Raw genomic sequence first — 23,842 nt, 5'->3', positions numbered from 1 at the left:
AAAAGGGCGCCTATGATAGCCGCAAACCGCTCTGGCCTATATCGCAGAACGATCACAGGTTATAGCGCCAAGGCATAACCCGGCGGCGCTTGCGTGGATGGCACGCGGGCACCAACAGTCCCATCCCGCTTCCGTGGGAGCGGACCCGTCCGCGAGCTTTTCGGCGGGCTGACGCCACACGCTCGCGAATGAACTCGCTCCCACGGCACCTAGGACGGTCACGGCAACGCCTTGGCCGCCGGACGCGGCATCGGCGCAATCCGCAGCGGCGACCGGAAAGGCGCCGGCCGCCCTACGTCACGGGCATCAGCAGGCGCGGCGCGGCCTCGACGATCTGCCGCGACAGGTGCTCCATGCGCGGCGACTGCACCTTCCAGGTGTGCCAGTACAGCGCCACATCGCGCGGCGCGTCCGGAGTCAGGTCGAGCACCTCGCCGCCGGCCAGCGCGTCGCGGATCAGCAGCTCCGGCACCATGCCGTAGCCCAGGCCGTAGCGGATGGCCTGGTAGTGCGGCTCGGCCCCCGGCACGTAATGGGTCGGATAGGCGCCCGGCGGCAGGCCGAAACGTTCCAGCAGGAAGGCGGACTGCAGGCGGTCCTTGCGGGTGTAGGCGACAACCGGCGCGCGGCGTGCGGCGGCGCGCGTCAGGCCGTGGGGGAAGAAGCGCTGGCGGAACGGTTCGCTGGCCACCAGCCGGTAGCGCATGATGCCCAGCGGCGCCGCCGTGCAGCCTCGCATCGGCTTGGGCTCGGTGCTGATGCAGCCGATGGCCAGACCGCTTTCCAGCAGGCTGTAGGTGTAGTCCTGGTCCTCGACGGTCAGGTCCAGCAGCACCCGCTCGCGGATCAGCACCTCGGCCAGCGCCGGGAAGAACCAGGTGCCCAAACTGTCGGCATTCAGCGCCGCGACCACCACCAGCGGCGCGTCGCTTTGCTCGGCCAGCTCGGCCAGCAGGTCTGCCTCCAGCAGCTGGGCGCGGCGCAGGTACTGCAACAGGCGCTGGCCCAGCTCGGTGGGCCGGCACGGCCGGCTGCGCACCACCAGCGGCGTGCCTAGGGTGCTTTCCAGGGCGCGCACCCGCTGGGAAATGGCCGGCGAGGTGAGGTGCAGGCGCGCCGCCGCCTGCTCGAAGCTGCCGCATTCGATCACGGCCCGGAAAGCCTGCGTTTGTCTAGGGTCCAACTGCATGACAGGGCTCGGATTAAGAAAATGTTTGTATACCCTAAAAAACCTTAGCCATGTTCATTTTCCCGGCGGCCCACGGATAATCGCGCCCCTCACATCCGCGTGCTCCGGAGCCTGTCGTGACCCTCACCCTGCTGTACGTCATCTACCTGATCGCCATCACCGCCGAAGCCATGTCCGGGGCCATCATGGGCATGCGGCGCGGCATGGATCTGTTCGGCATCAGCCTGCTGGGCACGGTCACCGCCTTGGGTGGCGGCACCGCCCGCGACGTACTGCTCGGTCACTACCCAGTGGGCTGGATCGCGCACCCCGAGTACCTGTCCTTCACCATCGGCGCGGCCATCGTCACAGCCTTCATCGCCCGCCAGATGCACCATCTGCGCAAGCTGTTCCTGATTGTCGACGGCCTGGGCCTGGTGGCCTTCACCGTGATCGGCTGCGACGTGGCCATGGGCATGGAGGCGCACCCCTCCATCGTGGTGCTGGCCGGCGTGATCACCGGCATCTTCGGCGGTCTGCTGCGCGACATCCTGTGCAACGAGGTGCCCATGGTGCTGCGCCGCGAGCTGTACGCCACCGTGGCCCTGTTCACCGGCGTGCTCTACGTGTCCCTGCTGTGGCTGGGCATCGACATCCAGATTGCCTCGCTGGCGGCGCTGGTGTCGGGTTTCCTGCTGCGCATGCTGGCCATCCGCTTCGGCTGGCGCCTGCCGCAGTACGATTCCGAGAACATTCGCGGACTGGATTGATCGGTATCACACCCTCCGACTGCCCGATGAGCGGTCGTCTCGCTACACTCACGCCATCGGTCAACCAGGGGACTCCAGTGTGTTAAGCCAACTCGGCATCAAGGGTCGCGTCCTATTGCTGACCCTCTTGCCCACCAGCCTGCTGGCCTTGCTGCTGGGTATCTACTTCACCTCGATGCAACTGGCGGACCTGCAGTCACAGTTGCTGCAACGCGGTCAGATGGTCGCCGAGCACCTTGCACCGCTCACCGCGCCAGCGCTGCCCAACAGCGATCCCGCACTGCTGCAGCGCATCGCCAGCAAGGCGCTCGAACAGCCCGACGTGCGTGCGGTGACGCTGTATGACCAGGACGGTCAGATGCGCGCCCATGCCGGGCCGAACATGCTGCCGCAGACCCGTCCCGTCCGCCGAACCGATCAGCCGCAACGGCTGACCGACCGGGATACCACGCGCTTCATCCAGCCGATCCTGATCAGCCACCTGACCCTTGGCGAGGCCGCTGCCACTGACGACCGGCCGCTGGGCTGGATCGAGCTGGAAATTTCCCACCAGGGCACCCTGCTGCGCGGCTACCGCAGCCTGTTCGCCAGCCTGATGCTGATCGGCGCCTGCCTGGGGGTGGCCGCGCTGCTGGCCCTGCGCATGAGCCGGGCGATCAACGTGCCGCTGACGATCATCCAGAAGGGCGTGGCGCGCCTGAAGGACGGCGATCTGCAGACCCGCCTGCCGGACCTGGGCAGCCGCGAGATGGACCAGTTGGCCGCCGGCATCAACCGCATGGCCGCTGCCCTGCAGAATGCCCAGGAGGAGCTCCAGCACAGCATCGAGCAGGCCACCGAGGACGTGCGCCAGAACCTGGAAACCATCGAGATCCAGAACATCGAGCTGGACCTGGCGCGCAAGGAGGCGCTGGAGGCCAGTCGCATCAAGTCGGAGTTCCTGGCCAACATGAGCCACGAGATCCGCACACCGCTCAACGGCATCCTCGGCTTCACCAAGCTGCTGCTGCGCAACGAATTGACCCCGCGCCAGCGCGACTACCTGCAGACCATCCAGAAGTCCGCCAACAACCTGCTGGGCATCATCAACGAGATCCTCGACTTCTCGAAGATCGAGGCCGGCAAGCTGGTGCTGGAGAACGCACCGTTCAACCTGCGCGACCTGCTGCAGGACACCCTGACCATGCTGGCCCCGGAAGCGCATGGCAAGCAGCTGGAACTGGTCTGCCTGATCTACCGCGATACACCGCAGTCGCTGGTCGGCGATTCGCTGCGCCTCAAGCAGGTACTCACCAACCTGGTGAGCAACGCCATCAAGTTCACCCACCAGGGCACCGTGGCCGTGCGCGCCATGGTGGAGGACGAAGACGACGAACGCGCACAGCTGCGCATCAGCGTCAGCGACACCGGCATCGGCCTGTCGGAGGACGACCTGCGCCAGTTGTTCCATGCCTTCAGCCAGGCCGACAACTCCATCAGCCGCCAGGCCGGCGGCACCGGCCTGGGCCTGGTGATTTCCAAGCGCCTGGTCGAGCAGATGGGCGGCGAAATCGGCGTGGAAAGCGTGCCGGGCCAGGGTTCGGATTTCTGGATCAGCATCAGCCTGCCCAAGGCCGAGCCGCTGGACGAAGAAACCTGCGAAGACCTGCGCGGCCTGCGCGTCGCGCTGCTGGATGGCCACGACCTGGCTCGCCAGGCGCTGCGTCATCAACTGGAAGACGCCGGTCTCGAGGTACTCGAGTACGCCAACCCCGGCGAGCTGCTGGAGGCGGTCGCCAACTCCCCGGATGCCCGCCCGATCGAGCTGACGGTGCTGAGCATCGACAGCCGCAGCCTGCCGCCGGAACGGCTGGGACAGTACCTGCACGAGCTGGAAGCCCAGGGCTGCAAGGCGCTCATCCTCTGCCCGACCACGGACCAGATGCTCTACAACCAGGAGCTCGGCGACGAACATCAGCAACTGCTCAGCAAGCCGATCTGCACGCGCCAGCTGCATAACGGCCTGTGGGAGCTGCGCGGCGGCCGTCTGGCGAGTCGCAACGAATCTCCTGCGCCACTGGCGGGCCAGTCGCGTCCGCCGCGCCTGCTGTGCGTGGATGACAACCCGGCCAACCTCCTGCTGGTGGAAACCCTGCTCGCCGACCTGGGGGCAGAGGTCACCGCGGTGGACAGCGGCTTCGCCGCCGTCGAGCAGGTGCGCCGGCACAGCTTTGACCTGATCTTCATGGACGTGCAGATGCCCGGCATGGATGGCCTGAAGGCCACCGAGGTGATCCGCGCCTGGGAAACCGAGCAGGCCCGGGCACAGACGCCCATCGTCGCCCTTACCGCCCACGCCCTGGCCAACGAACGGCGCGCCCTGCTGCAGGGCGGCATGGACGATTACCTGACCAAGCCGATCAACGAGCACCAGCTCAGCCAGGTGGTGCTCAAGTGGACCGGTCTGAGCCTGCGCGGCGGTCAGCCGGTACGTCCGAGCGAGCCGGCGGGCGAACCCGGCAGCGGTCTGCCGGTACTGGACTCCGAGGAAGGCCTGCGCCTGGCCGCCGGCAAGGCTGACCTGGCGGCCGACATGCTGGCCATGCTGCTGGATTCGCTGAACGCCGACCGCCAGGCCATCCTGATCGCCTGGGAGCGCTGGGACCGCGAGGCGCTGATCGAGCGCATCCACCGCCTGCATGGCGCCACCCGTTACTGCGGCGTGCCCCAGCTGCGTGCCGCCTGCCAACGCTGCGAAACCCTGCTCAAGCAGGACGCGCCGGAGGCACACGAAGCGCTGGAAGTGCTTGACGAAGCCATCCAGCGTCTGTCGCGGACGGCGGTGACGGCCTGACGCTCATCCATTCCGGAAACGAAAAAGGCAGCCTTGCGGCTGCCTTTTTCATTGGTGGGACAGGGATCAGTGCGCGACAGCGCCGCTGGCACCGAGGCCGGTCTGCGAGCGGATGAACTGCGGCAGGAAGCGCGCGCGTTCCTCGCTGGCAGCCTGGGACTTGTCGGTGACCGAGAAGAACCAGGTGGTGGCGAAGGCGACGATCATCGAGAACAGCGCCGGGTACTCGTAGGGGAAGATCGCCTGGGCGTTGCCCAGGATGCTCACCCACACGGTCGGGCTGAGGATGGTCAGCACCACCGCGGTACCCAGGCCGAGGATCCCGCCGAACAGCGCGCCGCGGGTGGTCAGGCCCTTCCAGTACATGGAGAGGAACAGCACCGGGAAGTTGCAGCTGGCGGCGATCGAGAAGGCCAGGCCGACCATGAAGGCGATGTTCTGCTTCTCGAAGGCGATACCCAGCAGGATGGCGACCACACCCAGGGCCAGGGTGGTGATCTTGGTGACCTTCAGCTCGTCCTGCTCGCGGGCCTTGCCCTTCTTGATGACGCAGGCGTACAGGTCATGGGACACCGCCGAGGCACCGGCCAGGGTCAGACCGGCCACCACGGCCAGGATGGTGGCGAACGCCACGGCCGAGATGAAGCCCAGGAACAGGTTGCCACCCACGGCGCTGGCCAGGTGTACAGCGACCATGTTGTTACCGCCGACGATGGCGCCCGAGGCGTCCTTGAACTCCGGATTGGTGCCCACCAGCAGGATGGCGCCGAAGCCGATGATGAAGGTCAGGATGTAGAAGTAGCCGATGAAGCCAGTGGCGTAGAACACCGACTTGCGGGCTTCCTTGGCGTCCGCCACGGTGAAGAAGCGCATCAGGATGTGCGGCAGGCCGGCGGTGCCGAACATCAGCGCCAGGCCCAGCGAGATCGCGGAGATCGGGTCGCTGACCAGACCGCCGGGGCTCATGATCGACTCGCCCTTGGCGTGCACGCTGATCGCTTCGGAGAACAGGCGGCCGAAGTCGAAGCCGACGTGCTTCATCACCATGATGGCCATGAAGGTGGCGCCGGAGAGCAGCAGGATCGCCTTGATGATCTGCACCCAGGTGGTGGCCAGCATGCCGCCGAACAGCACGTACATGACCATCAGCACCCCGACCAGCACCACGGCGACCAGGTAGTCCAGGCCGAACAGCAGCTGGATCAGCTTGCCGGCGCCGACCATCTGGGCGATCAGGTAGAAGGCCACCACGGTCAGCGAGCCGAAGGCGGAGAGGATGCGGATCTGGGTTTGGCCGAGGCGGTAGGAAGCCACGTCGGAGAACGTGAACTTGCCCAGGTTGCGCAGGCGCTCGGCGATCATGAACAGGATGATCGGCCAGCCCACCAGGAAGCCGATCGAGTAGATCAGGCCGTCATAGCCGGAGGCGAACACCAGGGCGGAAATACCCAGGAACGAGGCGGCGGACATGTAGTCGCCGGCGATCGCCATGCCGTTCTGGAAACCGGTGATGCTGCCACCGGCGGTGTAGTAGTCGGAGGTCGAGGTGTTGCGCTTGGCGGCCCACTTGGTGATGCCCATGGTGGCTGCGATGAACACCAGGAACATGACGATGGCCGTGTAGTTGGTGGCCTGCTTGACCACTTCGCCTTCCAGGGCACCGGCCGCCCACAGGCTGGGGGCGACGAACAGCAGGGCGGCACCTGCCAGGAGACGGGACATCATTGCTGCGCCTCCTCGATGATTTCCGCGGTCAGGTCGTCAAACTCGCCGTTGGCGCGCTTGACGTAGATGCCGGTCAGGATGAAGGCGGAGAAGATCAGGCCCAGACCTGCGGGGATGCCCCAGGTGATGGACGAGTCGGCGCTGATGCGCGTGCCGAACAGCTGGGGATCGAATGCGATCACCAGGATGTAAGCCACGTAGAGGCCGAGCATGATGGCGGACAGGGTCCAGGCGAAGCGACCGCGACGGGCCACCAGTTCTTTGAAGCGCGGACTTTGTTCAATCCGCTGGGTTACAACGTCGTACATCTTGTTCTTGTCCTAAAAGCCAGGGAATTCTGGACGGGGGGCACTCTAAGCCCCTGCCCCGTCAACAAAAGTCGACATTGGTCGAATTGGCCGCCGGTCGCAAAAGGTTGCTGTGGTCGACATTTCCTGAGTTGGCCTGCCCGAAGGCCGCGCCGTTATTCCATCGTCAAAAAGCTATCACCCCTATACAGGAGAAAAATTTTCTCAATCGACCCGCCCCCGTTAAGGTTCACACAAACGACAACGATTCCCAACTCAATCCGGGGACTCCACCATGCTCAAGACCGCTACCTTCACCGTCATGCACTTCTGCATTGCCTTCGCGGTGACCTATGCCCTGACCGGCAGCGTGGCCATCGGGGGACTGGTGGCGGCCATCGAACCCCTGTGCAACTCGGTGGGCTTCTACTTCCACGAGAAGCTCTGGGAGCGCTTCGGAAAGTCGGCCCCCGCCCCCATTCCGGAACATGCCTGGCTGCACCATCAGGCCTGATCCGCCAAGCGGACCGGCAGGGTCGTTGGACGGCGCTAAGCTGCAAGGACGCTTCCGCCGGCCCGCCCCATGCGACCACGCCTTCACTACCTTGCCTTCCTGCTGTGTTTCGCCCTGCTGCTGAGCGCCAGTTGGGCCTGGCTCGGTCGCAGCCATCCGCTGGCCGACGCCATCGCCGACGACCAGCGTCTGCAATGCGTGTCGTACAGCCCGTTCGGCCGTGAGCAGTCGCCCTTCGACCTGCCGCTGCGTCTGGACAGCGCCCAGCTGGATGCCGATCTGGCACTGCTCGCTCAGCGCTTTTCCTGCATACGCCTCTATTCGATGAGCGGGCTGGAGGCCCTGCCGGCGCTGGCCCGCAAGCACGGCCTCACGCTCCTGCTGGGCGCCTGGGTCAATGCCGATCCACGGGATACCGAAGCCGAGATCCGCCTGCTTATCGAGACCGCCCGCGCCTACCCCGATGTGGTCCGGGCGGTGCTGGTGGGCAATGAAACCCTGCTGCGTCGTGAGGTCACCGCTGCGCAACTGGCCCGCTTGATCGAGCGAGTCCGCGACAACGTGCCGCAACCGGTCAGCTACGCGGATGTGTGGGAATTCTGGCTGCGCCACCCGGAAATCGCCCCGGCGGTGGATTTCCTTACCGTACATCTGCTGCCCTACTGGGAGGACGAACCCAAGGGCATCGACAGCGCGCTGGACGAGGCTGCCCGTGTTCACGACGAGTTTGTTCAACGTTTTGCTCCCAAGGACATCCTGATTGGCGAAACCGGCTGGCCCAGCCAGGGCCGGCAGCGGGAAACCGCCGTGCCCAGCCCACTCAACCAGGCGCGCTTCATTCGCGGCTTCGTGCAACAGGCCGAGGCCCAGGGCTGGCGCTACAACCTCATCGAAGCCTTCGATCAACCCTGGAAGCGGCGCAGCGAAGGCACCGTGGGCGGCTACTGGGGGCTGTTCGACGCCGATCGCGCCGACAAGGGGGTACTGAGCGGGCCGGTATCCAACCTGCCGGACTGGCCGGTGTGGCTCGCGCTCGCGCTGGCCCTGTACGGAGCGGCCCTGTTGCTGGCCGGGCCGGGTACGCGGCTCTGGCTGCCGCCGCTGGCGACACTGGGTGCGGGCTGCGTGGCGTTCCAGGCGCAGCAGCTCGCGGTGATCAGCCGCAGCCCGGCGGAGTGGCTGTGGGGTTCCACACTGATATGCCTCAATCTGCTGGTGCTGGCCCAGGCGGCGTTGTCAGCCACCGCACGGCGCCGAACCTGGCCATGGCTCGACGCGCCGCTGTTGCTGGCCAGCGGTTTTGCCGGCGCGGTGCTGATGCTTGGGCTGGTGCTGGATGCGCGCTATCGTGGGTTTCCCTGGTACGCGCTGTTGTTTCCGGCCATCTTCTTCCTGCTGCACCCGCGCCCCATCCGCCCGCGCGAGGGGCGTTTACTGGCAGGCGTGCTGGCGCTGGGCATCCCGTTGCAGCTATGGCAGGAAGGAATCGTCAATGGCCAGGCCGTGGCCTGGGCGCTGACCTGCGCACTGCTGGCCGTGGCGCTCATGCGCGCTGCGCGGCGAGCACTGCCCGCACATAGCCCGCTTCCGAAACCCGAGCCCTGCACGAACCAGTAGGAGCGAACCTGTTCGCGAGCCGCCCGGTGTGGCCGGCCAGGTGTCGGCCTGCCTCGCGGACAGGTCCGCGCCTACCAAAAGCGCTTACCCTACGCACCCTTGCCCTATCTACCGGAGCCCCCATGACCCCACGACGCGCCCTGCTCGGGCTGCACATCGGCGCCCTGGCGTTCGGCCTGACCGGCGTGTTCGGCAAACTGGCGATCGCCGCACCGCTGGTGATCGTCTTCGGACGCGCGCTGTTCGCGGTGATCAGCCTGCTGCCGCTGGCCTGGCGGCATGCCCGGCCAGGCTGGCGCCAATTGTTGCTGCTGGCCGGTGGCGGCCTGCTGCTGGGCGGGCACTGGCTGACGTTCTTCCACGCGGTGAAGCTGTCCGGGGTAGCGGTGGCGACCCTGGGCTTCGCCAGTTTCCCGGCCTTCACCGTGTTGCTGGAAGGGCTGCTGTTCCGTGAGCGCATTCGGGGCATGGAATGGCTGACACTGGTGCTGGTGAGCGCCGGGCTGCTGCTGGTGACCCCCCAGTTCGAACTGGCCAGCACACAGACCACCGGGCTGCTGTGGGCCGTGCTATCCGGACTGCTGTTCGCCCTGCTGTCGGTGGCCAACCGCGCCTCGGTGAAGGGCATCCACCCGTTCCAGGCGGCACTCTGGCAGAACCTGACCATCGCCCTGTGCCTGCTGCCGCTGGCGTGGCATCTGCTGCCAGCGGTGAGGCCACTGGACTGGCTGTGGCTGGGACTGCTCGGCGTGTTCTGCACGGCCATTGCCCACAGCCTGTTCGTGGCCAGCCTGAGCGTACTCAAGGCGCGCAGCGCGGCGCTGGTCTTCGCCCTGGAGCCGGTCTACGGCATCGCCGTGGCCTGGTGGCTGTTCGACGAACAGCCCACCCTGCGCATGGCGGCCGGCGGGGCGCTGATCCTACTGGCGATTGCCCTCTCCGCCCGCCAGAAGCATTAGCCACGAGGCTCGGCAGACTGCGTTTGCAGGGCGATCGGCGCCTTTCCGGCCGCCGATGAGTCGAGAACCCTGCAGCCTCGTAGGGTGGACAACGCTTTGTTTGTCCACCGTGGCGACCCGCACCCGGTCGCGGCTGCAGCCCCCCTACAAGATCTCTTACGGCGCCAGTCGTTCGCGCACCCAGGCGTCGCCGACCCTGCGGTAATTCAGGCGGTCGTGCAGTCGGCTGGGCCGACCCTGCCAGAACTCGATGCGCTCCGGTACCAGACGGTAGCCGCCCCAGTGCTCGGGGCAATGCGGTTCCTGGTCGCGGAAGCGTTCCTCGGTGTCGCGCATCAACTGTTCCAGCTCGTGGCGCCCTGCGATCACACGGCTCTGCGGCGAGGCCCAGGCGCCGAGACGGCTGCCCAGCGGACGCACACGGTAATAGGCATCGGACTCCTCGGCGCTGACCCGCTCGATGCGGCCTTCGATGCGCACCTGGCGTTCCAGGGTTGGCCAGAAGAAGGTCATGGCTGCGAAGGGATTGGCCCTGAGCTGCTCGCCCTTGGCGCTGTCGTAGTTGGAGAAGAAGGTGAAGCCCTGTTCGTCGAGGCCCTTGAGCAACAGCACCCGACAATGCGGGCGACCGTTGGCATCCACGGTGGCCAGGGTCATGGCGTTGGGCTCGACCGGCAGGTGCTCGGTTTCGACGGCCTGGGCGAACCAGGTGCGGAACAGGGCCAGCGGTTCGGCCGGCGCCTGTTCTTCGGTGAGACCGTCGCGAACGTATTCGCGACGCATATCGGCAAGGCTGGGGGACATGGTCGTCTCCGGAAGGTAGAAACGGCCCCCAGCTTAACCGAGACGCCGCTTACTTGGCTGCAAGCTTGGTGGCGCTGGCGCGGTAGTCGGCAGCCACGGCGGCCAGGGCCTTCTGCTCGGTCACCAGGATTTCCACGCGACGGTTCTTGGCACGGCCGTCAGCGCTGTCGTTGCTGGCCACCGGCTGGGCGCCGCCCAGACCCAGCGCCTGCAGGCGATCGTGCTTCAGACCACTCAGACGGAAGATGGATGCCACGGCGCGGGCGCGGGACTGGCTCAGCTTGGCGGCGGCTTCGGTGTTCAGGGTGTTGTCCAGGTGACCCACGATCAGCACGCCGGCTTCGGTGTTGCCACCCACCTGCTTGGCCACGGTGGTGATGGGTTTCAGGCTGGCCGGCAGCAGCATGTCGGGGCGATCGGCGTTGAAGGTGGTATCGGCCGGAGCGGTCACCACCAGCGCGTTGTCGATGCGGCTGAGGGTGAAGCTGCTGCCCGCCATGGCGGTGCGCAAGGCGGTTTCCTGGCTGTCCAGCCAGGACTGGGAGACCTCGGGACGCGCGCTGCCAGTGTTGCCGGTGGAGCTGCAACCCGCTACAGCCATGCAGAGCATCAGGGTCGCGGAGTGGATCATTTTCATATTCATGGACGGTTGCCCTAGCACAAAAGTTGATAACAGCAGTCGGTTTCAGACCGCCCGTTCATTGGCATGCCAGTGGCATTTTGCCGGCAGGCGAGGAATACGCAAGATATTGGCGCCAACCAGCTGACGGACGGTAAGCACTTGAAAGACTGCGTAAATCGCTCGCCTATTGGCCGATCAGGCCAGACAGGCGGCTACCACCCGGGCCAACTGCTGCGCACGCGGATCCATCAGCACATAGGGTCCCAATGTATTTGTCACGAAACCGAAGCTAAGTTCCCGCTGCGGATCGGCGCAGCCGACGGAGCCGCCCGCACCAGGGTGGCCGAAGGTACCCGGTCCGAGACCATAGGTGGCATTGGCGACGCCCGGCTGGTCGAGCATACAGCCGAGACCGAAGCGGGTGGAGGTCAGCAGGGTGCGGTCTTCGCCCCGAGAATGTTCACGGGTCAGCTCGGCGAGCAGCTCCGGCTCGAGCAACCGACCCTCCAGCAGGCCGGTGTAGAAGCCGGCCAGCGAGCGGGCATTGCCATGACCGTTGGCCGCTGGCTGGTGCATGCGGCGCCATTCCGGGCGGTTGGTGCTGGTCAGCACGGAAGGCGGATTGGTGAAGGCACGGGTGGTGAGCGACTGCGGCTCGCGCATGATGGTGCGCAGCAGCCGCTGGGCGGCTTCGTCTCCGACGGGTCCCTTGCCCCGGGCGATGTGGGCCACGCGGTGAAATTCGGCGTCGTCCAGGCCGATATGGAAATCCAGACCCAGCGGTTCGGCGGTGCGCGCAACGATGACCTCGCCCGGCTCGCGGCCTTCGACACGGCGCAGCAACTCGCCAACCAGCCAGCCAAAGGTGATCGGCGCGTAACCGTGGGCGGTCCCCGGCGTCCACCACGGCTCCTCGGCGGCCAGTGCCGCGCACATGGCTGGCCAGTCGTACAGCGCCTCACCCGACAGCGGAGCGCGAATGGCGGGCAGTCCGGCCTGGTGGCAGAGCAACTGGCGCACGGTGATGCGCTCCTTGCCGGCGGCGGCGAATTCCGGCCAGTAGCGGGCCACCGGAGCATCCAGTTCCAGCTTGCCCTCACCCACCAGTTGCAGGGTCGCGACGGCGGCGAAGGCCTTGGTGCAGGAAAACAGGTTGAGCAGGGTGTCCTGCTGCCACATTTCCTGGCCGTCCTTGTCCGCAGGGCCGGCCCACAGGTCCACGACCGTCTCGCCGGCGACCTGCACGCAGAGCGCCGCGCCGCGCTCACCGGGATTGTCGAACAGAGCGGCGAACGCGTCGCGAACCGCCTCGAAACGCAGGTCGAAATAGCCTTGGATCTGCACGCTCGCACTCCGGGGTATCGATTGGATGGGCGGTATTGTCGGCGCGGCGCGGCGCGTGCGGCAAGTTTGTGCGCAGCAACCCTGCAGGGCCGGCCTTAGGCGGGCCGACGGCGTATAGGGGACGGCGGTTATGGCGCCGTGCGCTCGGCCGGGGGCAGCCAGCGGCGCAGCAGGCGCAGGTTGGCGCGACGCACGGCGTCGACGAAGCCGTCGAACGGCACGTCGGTGATGGCCACCAGGCCGACATGGCCGTTCTCGCCGTCCAGCAGGCGGCCCGTCACCGGCTGGTCCAGATACTGGAACCAGTGCAGGCCGACAATCACCGGCTCCTGCAGGGCCCGCTCGAGAAAGTGTGCATAGGCGGCGCCTCGCGCGGTTTCGCCTGGCACCTCCAGCGGCCCCGGCCAGAAGGGCCCGCGATCCCGCGAGCCGAAGGAAAACTCAGCGATCAGGACCGGCCTGTTCAACGCGTGCAGCGCGGTGAAATCCTGGCCCTGCTGGGGTGCACGCGTGTAGGTGTTGAGGCTGAGGACATCGCAATAGCGCGCGCAGGCGGCCAGCGCTTCCGGCGTGGCGATGGAGAAGCGCCCGCCCAGCAGCAGGTGGTTCGGCGCATGCCAGGCCAGCGCCTCGGCGACGGTGCGGAAGTAGGTGTCGGCGTACAGCGCCAGGAAGCGCCGCAGATCGTCTTCGATGGCCGGATGGGCCGGGTCGGGCAGCGGCGCCTCGAAGCCGGGGTCCTCCATCAGCTCCCAGGCCGGCAGCTCGATGCCCCAGGCGGCCGCCAGCCCCTGCTGGTTGCGGTGGCGGTCGCGCAGCTGTTTCAGGAAGGCGCGTTTGGCCGGCACATCGGTGGTCTGGCGCAGGGTGTTGTAGGCCAGCGCGTAGCGGGCCTGGGGCGTGTCACCAGGCGCCACCCAGGGCAGTTCGTTGTCGACGAAGTAGCCGATCAGCCACGGATCCTCGCGCCGCCCGCGCGCGGCAATGGCCACCGCGCGCTCGGCGGCCATCGCGAAACGCGGATCGAACGGGTCGGGCATGGCACCCCACCAGTCGTGGCCGGTGGGGATGCTGGCGTAGTCACCGGCAATGGACAGCGGCAGCACATAGGGCATGCGCGGCTGTTCGTGCAGCTCCGCATCGCTCCAGTTGCCCAGCGTGTTGAAGCCCCAGGCCTGCAGGCGTGCCAGGGTCTGTTCGGGCCACAGGGCGTTCACCGCCTGGGTGCGCAGGACGAGGCAGGCGGTCTCGTCGCGGCGCTCGGCGTCGGGCAGCGATTGCCGCGTCCGGCAGGGTGCACAGGGCTCGTGGCGCTCGCAGGCCTGCTCGGCCTGGGCGCGGTAGCGGTTGGCGCTGTAGAAATCGAACCAGCGACCGTGGGCGAACTGCCGCTCGCGCGTGGCCATCACACCGGTGCGGCTGTCGCCCTGGCCATAGAACAGCGCCAGCGGCTCATGGGGCGCCGGCAGCGACTGGAACATTACTTCGCGCCCCTGCACGTAGGTCTGGCTGTGCTGGCGGCTCACCGCATTGACCCCCAGCGAGAAGAACGGGTGGCCGTCCGGTGTCACCAGGTACCAGCGCTCCGCCTGTTTCTCGGTGCGGAAGAAGCCGGTGGCCTCGAAGCGCGCACCGCCGCGCAGGCCACCGAAACGATCACGCTCAGGCAACTGGCGGTTCCAGCTGTCCAGCGCCGCGCTGGCATTGTCGAGCAGACGGCGCAGCTGGCTGTCAGCGTTGATCTTGTCGCCCCAGGCGCGCCGGGTGTACTGGCCATAGCCATCGACCAGCCCCTGGTAGGCGGTCACCAGCTCATCGCTGGCGCTGACGCCGAACTGGCCGAGCAGGATGTGCTGCGGCACATCGGGATTGCGCAGGTAGACCTTGACCGCGCGCACCCGATCCAGGCTGATCTCCCCCTGCACCTGGGTGGCCACCAGCAAGCGCCGGCCGCCCTGCGACCAGGGCATCGGCGGACCGGCGCGCATGCCCCAGGCCTGCGGCGAGGTGGCCTGCAGGGGCACGGCGAGGGTCTGCGTCGGCCCGGTTGGCAGGCCGATCCGCGCCTCCAGCGCCTGGCCATCGCCACTTTCGATACGCACATGCAGGGTCAGGTCCCACTCCATCGCGTTGCGCAGGCGCAGGGTCATGGTGCGCTGGCCGGTCCAGTCCCAGACGCCGTCCTGCGGTTCGAGCGACAGCGTCGGCTGCGCGGCATTGTTGAAGCTCAGGCGTCGCAGGATGGCGCCCTCCGGGGTGGTTTCCGCGGTCAGTTCCGGGAACCAGGCATCCTCGGTGGACACCTGCACCACATCCAGCGGGCGAACGAAGCTGAACAGGGTCTGTTCGTCAGCCTGCAAGAACAGGGGCAGGCCGCTCCCCACCAGCATCAGCACCCAGCGCCACCGCCGCATCGCCTGCCCTCCTTTCCTTGCGCCCGGGCCAATAGACCACGACGACCGGCAAGGGTGCGGAGGGCGGCCCAAAGGCTGGCGCGGCCCGTCGCACCGCTTGGCCCCTTCCTTCCGCTTGGTTATGATCCGGCACCTGGCTTTGCAGTAGCGTACACAGGGAAACGTCGTGCCTATCAAGTCCGCCATCGTGTCCGGTTCCCGGGGAAGCCTCCTGCCCCTTCGCGACTACTACTCCCGTGTGCTCGCCTACCTCACTGTGGCCGCCACCGTCGTAACCGGCACCTATGTGCAGCACTGCCCGCAGGAAATCCTCTGGATGGTGCCCTACACCCTGCTGTACCCCCAGCTGGCCCACCTGCTGAGCCGCCCGTTCCACCGGCGCAACCCGCAACGAACCGACCAGGCGCTGCTGCTCCTGGATGCCCTGCATGCCGGCTTCGCCCTGGTGCTGCTTGGCCTGTCGGCCATCCCCGCGCTGATGATCCTGCTGATCCTCGGCTTCAGCGCCATGATCGGCGGCGGCGTGCTGTCATTCCTGATGACCCTGCTGGTAGCCGGCCTCACGGCGCTGGGCTACGCCTACCACCGGCCGCCGGAACTGCACCTGGACACCCCGCCGCTGGTGGTGCTGGTGAGCATCCTGTCCAGCGGCCTTTACATCTGCATCACCGCCTATTTCGTGCACCAGCAGAGCCTCAAGCTCTACCTGGCACGCAGCGAGATCCAGCGCGAACAGGAAAAGGCCGCGCGGCTGGCACGCAGCCTGTCCAAGTACCTGTCGCCGCAGATCTGGGAATCCATCTTCAGCGGCCGCAAGAGCGTGTGCCTGGAAACCCAGCGCAAGAAACTCACGGTGTTTTTCTCGGACATCAAGGGCTTCACCGAACTCTCCGAGGAGCTGGAGGCCGAGCAGCTCACCGACCTGCTCAACACCTACCTCAACGACATGTCGAAGATCGCCCTCAAGTACGGCGGCACCATCGACAAGTTCGTCGGCGACTGCGTGATGGTGTTCTTCGGCGACCCGACCACCGAAGGGGCGCGCAAGGATGCCGTGGCGGCGGTGTCCATGGCCATCGCCATGCGCAAGCACATGAAGGTGCTGCGCCAGCAATGGCGCGCCCAGGGCATCACCAAGCCGCTGGAAATCCGCATGGGCCTGAACACCGGCTACTGCACGGTGGGCAACTTCGGCGCGGAAACGCGCATGGACTACACCATCATCGGCCGCGAGGTGAACCTGGCCAGCCGCCTGGAAAACGCGGCGGAGATCGGCGAGATCCTCATTTCCCACGAAACCTATTCACTGGTGAAGGACGTGATCATGTGCCGCGACAAGGGACAGATCACCGTCAAGGGCTTCGCCCGGCCGATCCACATCTACCAGGTGATCGACTTCCGCCGCGACCTGGGCGCCTCGCCCAGCTTCATCGAGCACGAATTGCCCGGCTTCTCCATGTACCTGGACACCAACAGCCTGCAGCAGCTCGACAAGGAGCATGTGATCGAGGCGTTGCGCGAGGCGGCGGACAAGCTGCGCGACAAGATCATCTGAGCCTGTGCCGCGCCTCAGCCGCGGACAAATCCGATACACTGCCGCCACTGTTGTTCGGAGTCCGTCATGCGTGCTGAGCTCACCCAAGGTCTGATCGATTTCCTCAAGGCGTCACCCACCCCCTTCCATGCCACCGCCACCCTCGCCCAGCGACTCGAAGCCGCTGGCTACCAGCCGCTGGATGAACGCCAGCCCTGGCAGTGCGAGCCGGGCGGCCGCTACTACGTCACCCGCAACGATTCCTCGCTGATCGCCTTCAAAGCCGGCACCCGCAGCCCGCTGGAAGGTGGCCTGCGCCTGGTCGGCGCGCACACCGACAGCCCCTGCCTGCGCGTCAAGCCGCAGCCCGAGATGCAGCGTCACGGCTTCCTGCAACTGGGCGTGGAGGTCTACGGCGGCGCGTTGCTGGCGCCCTGGTTCGACCGCGACCTGTCGCTGGCCGGCCGCGTGACCTTCCGCCGCGACGGCCGGGTGGAAAGCCAGTTGATCGACTTCCAGGCGCCCATCGCGGTCATTCCCAACCTGGCCATCCACCTCAATCGCGAGGCCAACCAGGGCTGGGCGATCAACGCGCAGAACGAGTTGCCGCCGATCCTCGCCCAGATCGCCGGCGCCGAGCCCTACGATTTCCGCGCCCTGTTGGCCGACCAGCTGAGCCGCGAGCATGAGCTGACCGCCGACATCATCCTCGACTTCGAGCTCAGCCTGTACGACACCCAGCCCGCCGCCGTGGTGGGCCTGCATGGCGATTTCATCGCCGGCGCGCGCCTGGACAACCTGTTGTCCTGCTACGCCGGCCTGCAGGCGCTGCTGGCCGCCGACGACGAGCAGAGCTGCGTGCTGGTGTGCACCGACCACGAGGAAGTGGGCTCTACCTCCTGCTGCGGCGCCGATGGCCCGTTCCTGGAACAGACCCTGGAGCGCGCCTTCGCCGCCGGCGAGGACCTGGTGCGCATCACCCAGCGCTCGCTGCTGATCTCCGCCGACAACGCCCACGGCCTGCATCCGAACTACCCGGACAAGCACGACGGCAACCACGGCCCGAAGCTCAACGCCGGCCCGGTGATCAAGGTGAACAGCAACCAGCGCTACGCCACCAGCAGCGAAACCGCCGGCTTCTTCCGCCACCTGTGCCTGGAGAACGAAGTGCCGATGCAGAGCTTCGTGACCCGTAGCGACATGGGTTGCGGCTCGACCATCGGCCCGATCACCGCCAGCCGCCTGGGCGTGCCGACGGTGGACATCGGCCTGCCGACCTTCGCCATGCACTCGATCCGCGAGCTGGCCGGCAGCCAGGATCTGGAGCATCTGGTGAAGGTGCTGACCGCCTTCTACAACAGCGCCGAGCTGGCCTGATGGCGCTGGCGATCTTCGATCTGGACGAAACCCTGATCGCCGGCAATAGCCCCAGCCTCTGGGGCCGTTACCTGGGCGCGCAGGGCTGGCTGGATCTGGAACAGTTCGTGCCGCGCGAGCAGGCGATGGTACGGCTGTATGCCGAGCGCCAGTTGACGCTGGAAGACTACCTGGCCTTCACCCTGCAACCGCTGGCCGGTCGCACGCCCGCCGAATGCCGGGCGCTGGCTGATCGGTTCGCGGTCGAGGTGATCGCGCCGCTGTTCTATGCCGAGGCGCTGCAGTGCCTGGAGCGCCATCGCGAAGCCGGTGACCAGATCCTGGTGATCTCCGCCACGCAGCGCTTCCTGGTCGAAGCCATCTGCGCGCAGCTGGACATCCAGCACGCGCTGGGCACCGACATGGAGGTGATAGACGGTCGCTACACTGGCCTCACCCAGGGCATCCTCACCTATCGGGAAGGCAAGATCGCAGCGCTGCACGCCTGGCAACGCCAGCAAAGCCGGCCCGCCGAAACCTGTCACTTCTATTCGGATTCGCAGAACGACCTGCCGCTGCTCTGCGCGGTCGACGTCCCGCACGCCGTCAACCCGGATGCGACCCTGCGCGCCCACGCCGAGGCGCAGGGCTGGGACATTCTCGACTGGCGCTGACTGCGCAGGGTGGTCAACGCCATGCCTTGGCCACCACGGCGGCCAAGGCTGCGCCTTGACCGCGCTAAGGTTCAAAACGTCACGGCCAGGGATAATCCGGAACCTCGTAGCCCGCGAGGTTCAGCTCTTCCGTAACATCGCGGCGCAGCGCCACCACATCCTCCACGGGCCTGGCTCGCAGTGCCGTCACTTCCTCTGCCGTGAACGCCTTGCGTGCACCGGGCTCGCCCCAGCGTTCGCCCACATAGTTCATCACCGCGGCGATCTCGCGATCCGTGAGACTGGCCCCGTTGATGCCCGGCACGTGCATCAGGTACAGGCGGCTGTTCTCGGTCGAGAAGAAGCCATCGACATACTTGGGAAACGGCGGGATGCCACCCGCTGGAACCCCCATGCCGTCCTGCCCGTGGCATCCGGCGCAGCGCAACTGATAGTTGACCGATGCCGAATACTCCTGGGCCGACAGCACGGGGGCAGCCAGTGATAGCCCCATCGCTACCACCCACAACTGCCACCGTTGCATAGTGCTACCTCGCTTACAGATTCTGCGGCCGCAGGGCACGCAGTTGCGCATGGGTCTGAGCCGGACTGCGCGCCTGCTCCACATCCGCCGCGCTCACCGAGGCCGACACACCGTTGAGCTTCAACAGGTAGCTGGCCACTTGCGCCAGCTCGTCGCTGGGCAGGTTGCTTTGCGGCGGCATCACCAGGCCGATGTACAGCTGGCCCATGGCGGTGAGCTTGCCGCTCATGCCGGATGCCATCACGCCGGTGAGATACTGCGGAGCCTGCTCGCCGAGGCCCTGCCACAGCGCGGGATGCGCCAGCGGCGGGGCCAGTCCGGGGATGCCTTCGGCACTGGCGCCATGACAGCTGGCGCAGTGCTTCTGGAACAACGCTTCACTGGCCTGGGCAGTACCGCCCAGGGCCAGCAGCAGGGCGCAGAGCGCCCCGCCTTTTACAGCCAGATCACGCATCGGCCAGCCCCACCACCACCGACACCGTGCAGTGGTAGCCCTTGTTGGTGTTGGCCATGCACCAGTTGATGTCGTTGTGCAGACCCATGCGGTAGCCGGGACGCTCGCGCTCGCTGCGGAAGCAGAAGGTGGAGCTGGCCACCGAGGCCTTGCCGCAGCAGTCGTTGTAGGAGACCAGGTAGTCCTTGCCGTCGTTGGGGTTACGGCAGGTTCCGACCCAGGCCACCTTGGACGCTTCGCTGCCGGGCGGGCAGGACGTCATGGTGCCGCCGGAGGTGCTGCACAGGTTGCCGTCCAGGGCGCAGTGGCGCCAGTAGTCACAGCTGTATTCGTCATTGACGTCTCCACCGGCGCCGGTGGCGGCCATCGCCAGGCCGCCCAGGGAGCGGTCGAACGGCAACAGCGGCATGGCCATGGTACCGGCCAGCGCCACGCCGGCCTTGGCCAGGAAGGAGCGGCGACCGGTTTGCATGGCCGTCTTTCGCGCGCCGGCTTCGGCGGTCTTGTCGATGACGGTGAACAGGCGATCAAAGAACTTGGACATGATTGATGACTCCACGGGGGATCAGGAATGTGCGGTACGGCTGGCGAAGTCCTGGATCGACGCGTAACCGGTTTCGGCGGCGTTGAAGAGGCTTTCCAGCTGTTCGCGGGTGTTGACCAGACCCTTGGCCTTGACCACACCTTCGCCATCGAGCAGGACCGCGAACGGCAGACGCGCCACCCGGTAGGTCACGCCCAGCTGCTCGGAGATCACGTAGGGGAACTGCTCCAGCTCGGCACGGGCGATGAAGTCGCGGTGACGCGCTTCCTCGCCATCGCTGGCCAGCACCACGTCCAGCCAGGTTTCGCTCTGGCGAATGGACGCAAGCACCGGCAGCAGCTTCTTGCAGATCGGACAGGTCGGCGACAGGAAGAAGATCAGGGTGTGTTTCGGAGAAACCGCACCGATCTGCACCAGGCCGCCGGTCAGGCTCGGCAGGTTGAAGGCGGGAGACACCTCGCCCAGCTTCGGCCCGCTGTCATTGACCATGGCGCCGACGGGAGAGATACGTTCGAACAGGATGCCGATCTGGCGGGCCAGGGCGAAGACCATGACGATCAGTGCCAGGACCAGCACAGTGAGCACACAGACGGCGAAGATAAGTAAGGACATGGGACGGCTTCTTCTTCAGTTCGGTTGGGAAAGCGAGTTGGCCTTGCGTGCCAACAACAGGGGGCCCGGATTCGCCATCACCTGTTCGGCGATGACGTAGAGGCTGAAGGCCAACGCGCCTGCCAGCAGCGCAACAGCGGTTTCCAGCACACCAGCGAGCGTGTAGGGGATCGACAGGGCCAGACCGGCCAGCGCCATCAACACCCCGTTGCGCACCACCAGCAGCCAGGACAGCGGCTGCGCCGCCCCGCCGCAGCCACACTCGATGCGAGTGCGACCGCGCAGCAGGTTCACAGCGATGCCCAGGGCATACAGCCCCAGCAGCACCAGCGCGCCCACTGCCCCCCAGACCGCCAGCGGCGGCCAGACCAGCAGGGCCACGACGGCGAACTCGGCGGCGACCAGCAGGCGGCTGGCCACGCCCAACAGCGCGTCGGGGACCAGGCGGTAGTCGGCCACGAAGCCAACGAAGCGCCCGTAGTCAGCCGCCTTGTGCCAAGCGGCTCGCAGGAACAGCAGCGCCAGGAAGACCACCGCGGCCAGGGCTGCCAGATGAAGGACAGAGGCATTCATGGCACTTACTCGCCGGTAACTGCGTACACGGTCCACTCACCCACGCCTTCCACCGTGTGGGTCGGCTTGGCGGCGAAGCGGGCCTGCGGGTCGATCGCGTAGCGGATCAGTTCACTGTCTTCATTCAGGCCGAACAGCACCGGCTGCTTGCCATTGGTGACGGCAATAGAGGCCAAATGCGGAACCACCGAGCGGTACAGGACCTGCTTGCGCTTGAGGTCAATCGCCCACAGCTCCTCGGCACCGTTCTTGTGGCTGCCCTCCTGGGCACCGGAGTGCATGGTCAGGAACAGCACGTTGTGAGCCGCGTTGTAGGCGGACACATCGACGCCACCCGGCGCCCAGTCGCCGTCGATGCCCTCCACTACCGAGAACTTCTCGACCAGCTTCGGCGCCTTGCCGCTGTCGGAGACGCGGTACAGGTTGCCCTTGAAGGACGGGAACACCAGGTCCTGGCCAACCCGCTCGGGCACGATGAACAGGGCGTCGGCATCCGGATCGAAGAGCTTGGCGCTGCGCGCCGGGGCGGAGGCTTCGCCATTGGCCTTGACCTCGAAGGTGGCCAGGGTGCCGTCACCGCACACGGTGGTGAAGCGGCTGCCCGCCGGGGTCGGGAAGATGCCGAAGCAGCCCGGGGTCGGGATCTCGGTGAGGAACTTGCCGGCCTGCAGATCCACCACGGTCACCGAAGTGGCCGGCGTGGCGTTCTGCACGAAGGCGAAGCGCTCGTCACCGGACAGCGCCAGCACGGCGCTGGAGGGCGCGACCTGCGCCATCTTCTCGGGAATGATCACCTCGCGCTTGAGCGTGAGCGTGTCGACATCGAACTCCTGCAGCACCGCTTCGGTCGGACCGTAGGTGATGCGAGTGGCATACGCCGACATGGCGTAGGCCGTCTTGCGATCCTTGCTGTAGACCATCTGGCCGGTGATACCGACGCTCAGGATGCCCTTGTGCTCAAGGTCATCGGCCGACAGCACGTTGATGCGACTGGCTCCCTTCCAGCTCTGATCCAGAACGAAGACGTTCGCGCCCGGCTTGATGGCCTTCTCGACCGTCAATACTTCCGGAACGAAGGTTTCCGATGCCTGAGCGATGCCGACCGACAGCACACCCAGCATTGCACCCAGCGTAATACCCAAGGCTTGCATGATGTTCTCCACGTCTAGGGATACGCGCGGCCAGTATTTCGAACACCGCGCTGAACACCTCATAGCAGCAAGCGTGCCACCTTAAAAAACAAAGGGTTACGGGCACTTTTGCATGGTTTTTCGTTCCTTTTCGGTGCTTTAGCGGCCCTTCGCCATTATCCGGCGCACCTCTATGGTGCAGCGACAACGGGCTGAACGCGGTCCAGCCTGGTCTACGCTTTGCCAACGCCCCGCCTGTCATTCACCGGTCATCCAGGGCCGCCACAGTGGCGGTACCGCCCCAAGGACTCACCCCTGCAAGGAGCTGCACGATGAAACGACTGCTACTGGTTTCTCTGATGAGCGCGGCGCTGGCCGGAGGCAATCCGGCCAACGCCCAGGACCTGGCACAGCTGGAACAGGCTGCGCGCGCCGAGGGTCGCGTGGATAGCGTGGGCATGCCGGACAGCTGGGCCAACTGGAAGGACACCTGGGCCGACCTCAAGCGCCTGTACGGTCTGGAACACAGCGATACCGACATGAGCTCGGCCCAGGAGATCGCCAAGTTCGCCGCCGAGAAGAACAACGCCACCGCCGACATCGGCGACGTGGGCGCGGCGTTCGGCCCCATCGCCGTGCAGCAGGGCGTCACCCAGCCCTACAAGCCGAGCACCTGGGCGCAGATTCCCGAATGGGCCAAGGATGAGGACGGCCACTGGATGCTGGCCTACACCGGCTCCATTGCCTTCATCGTCAACACGCAGCTGGTCAAGGAGGTGCCCCGTTCCTGGGCCGAGCTGAAAACCGGCCGCTACAAGGTGGCCATTGGCGACGTCAGTTCCGCTGCCCAGGCGGTGAACGGTGTGCTGGCAGCGGCCCTCGCCAACGGCGGCGACGAGAAGAACATCCAGCCGGGCCTGGACTTCTTCGCCGACATTGCCCGTCAGGGCCGGCTGTCGCTGGCCAACCCCACCATCCAGACCCTGGAAAAGGGCGAGGTGGAAGTCGGCGTGGTCTGGGACTTCAACGGCCTGGGCTATCGCGAGCAGATCGACCCCAACCGCTTCGAAGTGCTGATCCCCTCCGACGGCTCGGTGATTTCCGGCTACACCACCATCATCAACAAGTACGCCAAGCACCCCAACGCCGCCAAGCTGGCCCGCGAGTACATCCTTTCCGACGCCGGGCAGATCAATCTGGCCAAGGGCAACGCCCGCCCCATCCGCGCCGAGCACCTGACCCTGCCGGCGGATGTGCAGGCCAGGCTGCTACCCAACGAGCAGTACGCCAATGTCCAGCCGATCAGAGACGCGGCTGCCTGGGAGAAGACCTCCCGGGCGCTGCCGCAGCTCTGGCAGGAACACGTGATCATCGAGATGCGCTAG

General features: G+C 66.4%; 22 protein-coding genes. 9 read left to right on the top strand and 13 right to left on the bottom strand.

What is annotated here, in order from left to right; genetic code table 11:
• Positions 1-292 precede the first annotated feature (292 nt).
• Positions 293-1,189 carry an HTH-type transcriptional regulator ArgP gene (gene argP, locus PT85_RS05985; RefSeq protein WP_027590412.1) on the bottom strand — a complete coding sequence of 299 codons (897 nt, stop codon included), beginning with the start codon at positions 1,187-1,189 and terminating at the stop codon, positions 293-295.
• Between the two features lie 116 nt (positions 1,190-1,305).
• Between argP and PT85_RS05980 the strand changes: the two genes are divergently transcribed.
• The gene (locus PT85_RS05980) at positions 1,306-1,938 is read left to right on the top strand and encodes a trimeric intracellular cation channel family protein (protein WP_037008862.1); all 633 of its coding nucleotides are present in this window, start codon (positions 1,306-1,308) and stop codon (positions 1,936-1,938) included.
• Positions 1,939-2,017: 79 nt separating this feature from the next.
• Positions 2,018-4,771, top strand: coding sequence for a response regulator (locus PT85_RS05975; RefSeq protein ID WP_039606175.1), 2,754 nt, complete (start codon positions 2,018-2,020; stop codon positions 4,769-4,771).
• Positions 4,772-4,837: 66 nt separating this feature from the next.
• On the opposite strand, the gene PT85_RS05970 is transcribed toward PT85_RS05975, so the two are convergent.
• Positions 4,838-6,496 (bottom strand): cation acetate symporter, encoded by a 1,659-nt coding sequence (locus PT85_RS05970; protein ID WP_027590409.1) that lies wholly within the window; start codon positions 6,494-6,496, stop codon positions 4,838-4,840.
• Positions 6,493-6,804, bottom strand: a complete 312-nt coding sequence (locus tag PT85_RS05965; protein WP_027590408.1) for a DUF485 domain-containing protein — start codon at positions 6,802-6,804, stop codon at positions 6,493-6,495. The genes PT85_RS05970 and PT85_RS05965 overlap by 4 nt, the downstream gene beginning before the upstream one ends.
• A gap of 274 nt (positions 6,805-7,078) precedes the next feature.
• Between PT85_RS05965 and PT85_RS05960 the strand changes: the two genes are divergently transcribed.
• From PT85_RS05960 to PT85_RS05950, 3 genes are all read left to right on the top strand, one after another.
• Positions 7,079-7,297, top strand: a complete 219-nt coding sequence (locus PT85_RS05960; RefSeq protein ID WP_039606174.1) for a DUF2061 domain-containing protein — start codon at positions 7,079-7,081, stop codon at positions 7,295-7,297.
• A 69-nt stretch (positions 7,298-7,366) separates the two neighbouring features.
• Entirely contained in the window at positions 7,367-8,914 is a 1,548-nt protein-coding gene (locus PT85_RS05955; RefSeq protein ID WP_052237618.1) for a glycoside hydrolase family 17 protein, read from the top strand.
• Positions 8,915-9,036: 122 nt separating this feature from the next.
• Positions 9,037-9,873, top strand: a complete 837-nt coding sequence (locus PT85_RS05950) for a DMT family transporter (protein WP_039606173.1) — start codon at positions 9,037-9,039, stop codon at positions 9,871-9,873.
• Between the two features lie 156 nt (positions 9,874-10,029).
• Here PT85_RS05950 and pdxH read toward each other — a convergent pair whose 3' ends face one another.
• From pdxH to PT85_RS05930, 4 genes are all read right to left on the bottom strand, one after another.
• Positions 10,030-10,677 (bottom strand): pyridoxamine 5'-phosphate oxidase, encoded by a 648-nt coding sequence (gene pdxH, locus PT85_RS05945; RefSeq protein WP_039606172.1) that lies wholly within the window; start codon positions 10,675-10,677, stop codon positions 10,030-10,032.
• Positions 10,678-10,726: 49 nt separating this feature from the next.
• On the bottom strand, positions 10,727-11,320 hold the full coding sequence (locus PT85_RS05940) for an OmpA family protein (RefSeq protein ID WP_051587425.1): 594 nt from the start codon (positions 11,318-11,320) through the stop codon (positions 10,727-10,729).
• A 174-nt stretch (positions 11,321-11,494) separates the two neighbouring features.
• Entirely contained in the window at positions 11,495-12,643 is a 1,149-nt protein-coding gene (locus PT85_RS05935; protein WP_039606171.1) for an EstA family serine hydrolase, read from the bottom strand.
• Positions 12,644-12,771: 128 nt separating this feature from the next.
• On the bottom strand, positions 12,772-15,057 hold the full coding sequence (locus tag PT85_RS05930; RefSeq protein ID WP_039606170.1) for an alpha-amylase family protein: 2,286 nt from the start codon (positions 15,055-15,057) through the stop codon (positions 12,772-12,774).
• 166 nt (positions 15,058-15,223) lie between these two features.
• Here PT85_RS05930 and PT85_RS05925 point away from each other — a divergent pair, with 166 nt between their 5' ends.
• From PT85_RS05925 to PT85_RS05915, 3 genes are all read left to right on the top strand, one after another.
• Positions 15,224-16,612 carry an adenylate/guanylate cyclase domain-containing protein gene (locus PT85_RS05925; protein WP_407681074.1) on the top strand — a complete coding sequence of 463 codons (1,389 nt, stop codon included), beginning with the start codon at positions 15,224-15,226 and terminating at the stop codon, positions 16,610-16,612.
• Positions 16,613-16,678: 66 nt separating this feature from the next.
• Positions 16,679-17,968, top strand: a complete 1,290-nt coding sequence (locus PT85_RS05920; protein ID WP_039606169.1) for a M18 family aminopeptidase — start codon at positions 16,679-16,681, stop codon at positions 17,966-17,968.
• Positions 17,968-18,621: an HAD family hydrolase gene (locus PT85_RS05915; RefSeq protein ID WP_039560393.1), complete on the top strand. Its 654-nt coding sequence runs from the start codon at positions 17,968-17,970 to the stop codon at positions 18,619-18,621. Before PT85_RS05920 ends, PT85_RS05915 begins: the two co-directional genes overlap by 1 nt.
• Before the next feature lie 79 nt (positions 18,622-18,700).
• Here PT85_RS05915 and PT85_RS17680 read toward each other — a convergent pair whose 3' ends face one another.
• The 6 genes from PT85_RS17680 to PT85_RS05885 are packed head-to-tail and all read right to left on the bottom strand — an operon-like array spanning position 18,701 to position 22,478.
• Positions 18,701-19,144 (bottom strand): c-type cytochrome, encoded by a 444-nt coding sequence (locus tag PT85_RS17680; protein WP_139181992.1) that lies wholly within the window; start codon positions 19,142-19,144, stop codon positions 18,701-18,703.
• Between the two features lie 13 nt (positions 19,145-19,157).
• Entirely contained in the window at positions 19,158-19,598 is a 441-nt protein-coding gene (locus PT85_RS05905) for a c-type cytochrome (RefSeq protein WP_052155490.1), read from the bottom strand.
• A complete protein-coding gene (locus PT85_RS05900) occupies positions 19,591-20,142 on the bottom strand; it encodes a methylamine dehydrogenase light chain (protein WP_027590396.1) in 552 nt (183 codons plus the stop codon). The genes PT85_RS05905 and PT85_RS05900 overlap by 8 nt, the downstream gene beginning before the upstream one ends.
• 21 nt (positions 20,143-20,163) lie before the next feature.
• Positions 20,164-20,754, bottom strand: coding sequence for a methylamine dehydrogenase accessory protein MauD (gene mauD, locus PT85_RS05895; RefSeq protein WP_039606168.1), 591 nt, complete (start codon positions 20,752-20,754; stop codon positions 20,164-20,166).
• Positions 20,755-20,769: 15 nt separating this feature from the next.
• Positions 20,770-21,327, bottom strand: coding sequence for a MauE/DoxX family redox-associated membrane protein (locus PT85_RS05890; RefSeq protein ID WP_051587423.1), 558 nt, complete (start codon positions 21,325-21,327; stop codon positions 20,770-20,772).
• A gap of 5 nt (positions 21,328-21,332) precedes the next feature.
• Entirely contained in the window at positions 21,333-22,478 is a 1,146-nt protein-coding gene (locus PT85_RS05885) for an amine dehydrogenase large subunit (protein ID WP_051587422.1), read from the bottom strand.
• Between the two features lie 311 nt (positions 22,479-22,789).
• On the opposite strand from PT85_RS05885, the gene PT85_RS05880 reads away from it, so the two are divergent.
• Positions 22,790-23,842, top strand: a complete 1,053-nt coding sequence (locus PT85_RS05880) for an ABC transporter substrate-binding protein (protein WP_039606167.1) — start codon at positions 22,790-22,792, stop codon at positions 23,840-23,842.

The organism is Pseudomonas flexibilis (assembly GCF_000806415.1).
Classification (GTDB): domain Bacteria; phylum Pseudomonadota; class Gammaproteobacteria; order Pseudomonadales; family Pseudomonadaceae; genus Serpens; species Serpens flexibilis.
The sequence above is the reverse complement of the archived record's forward strand: the minus strand, read 5'-3'. Positions and strand labels throughout refer to the sequence as shown.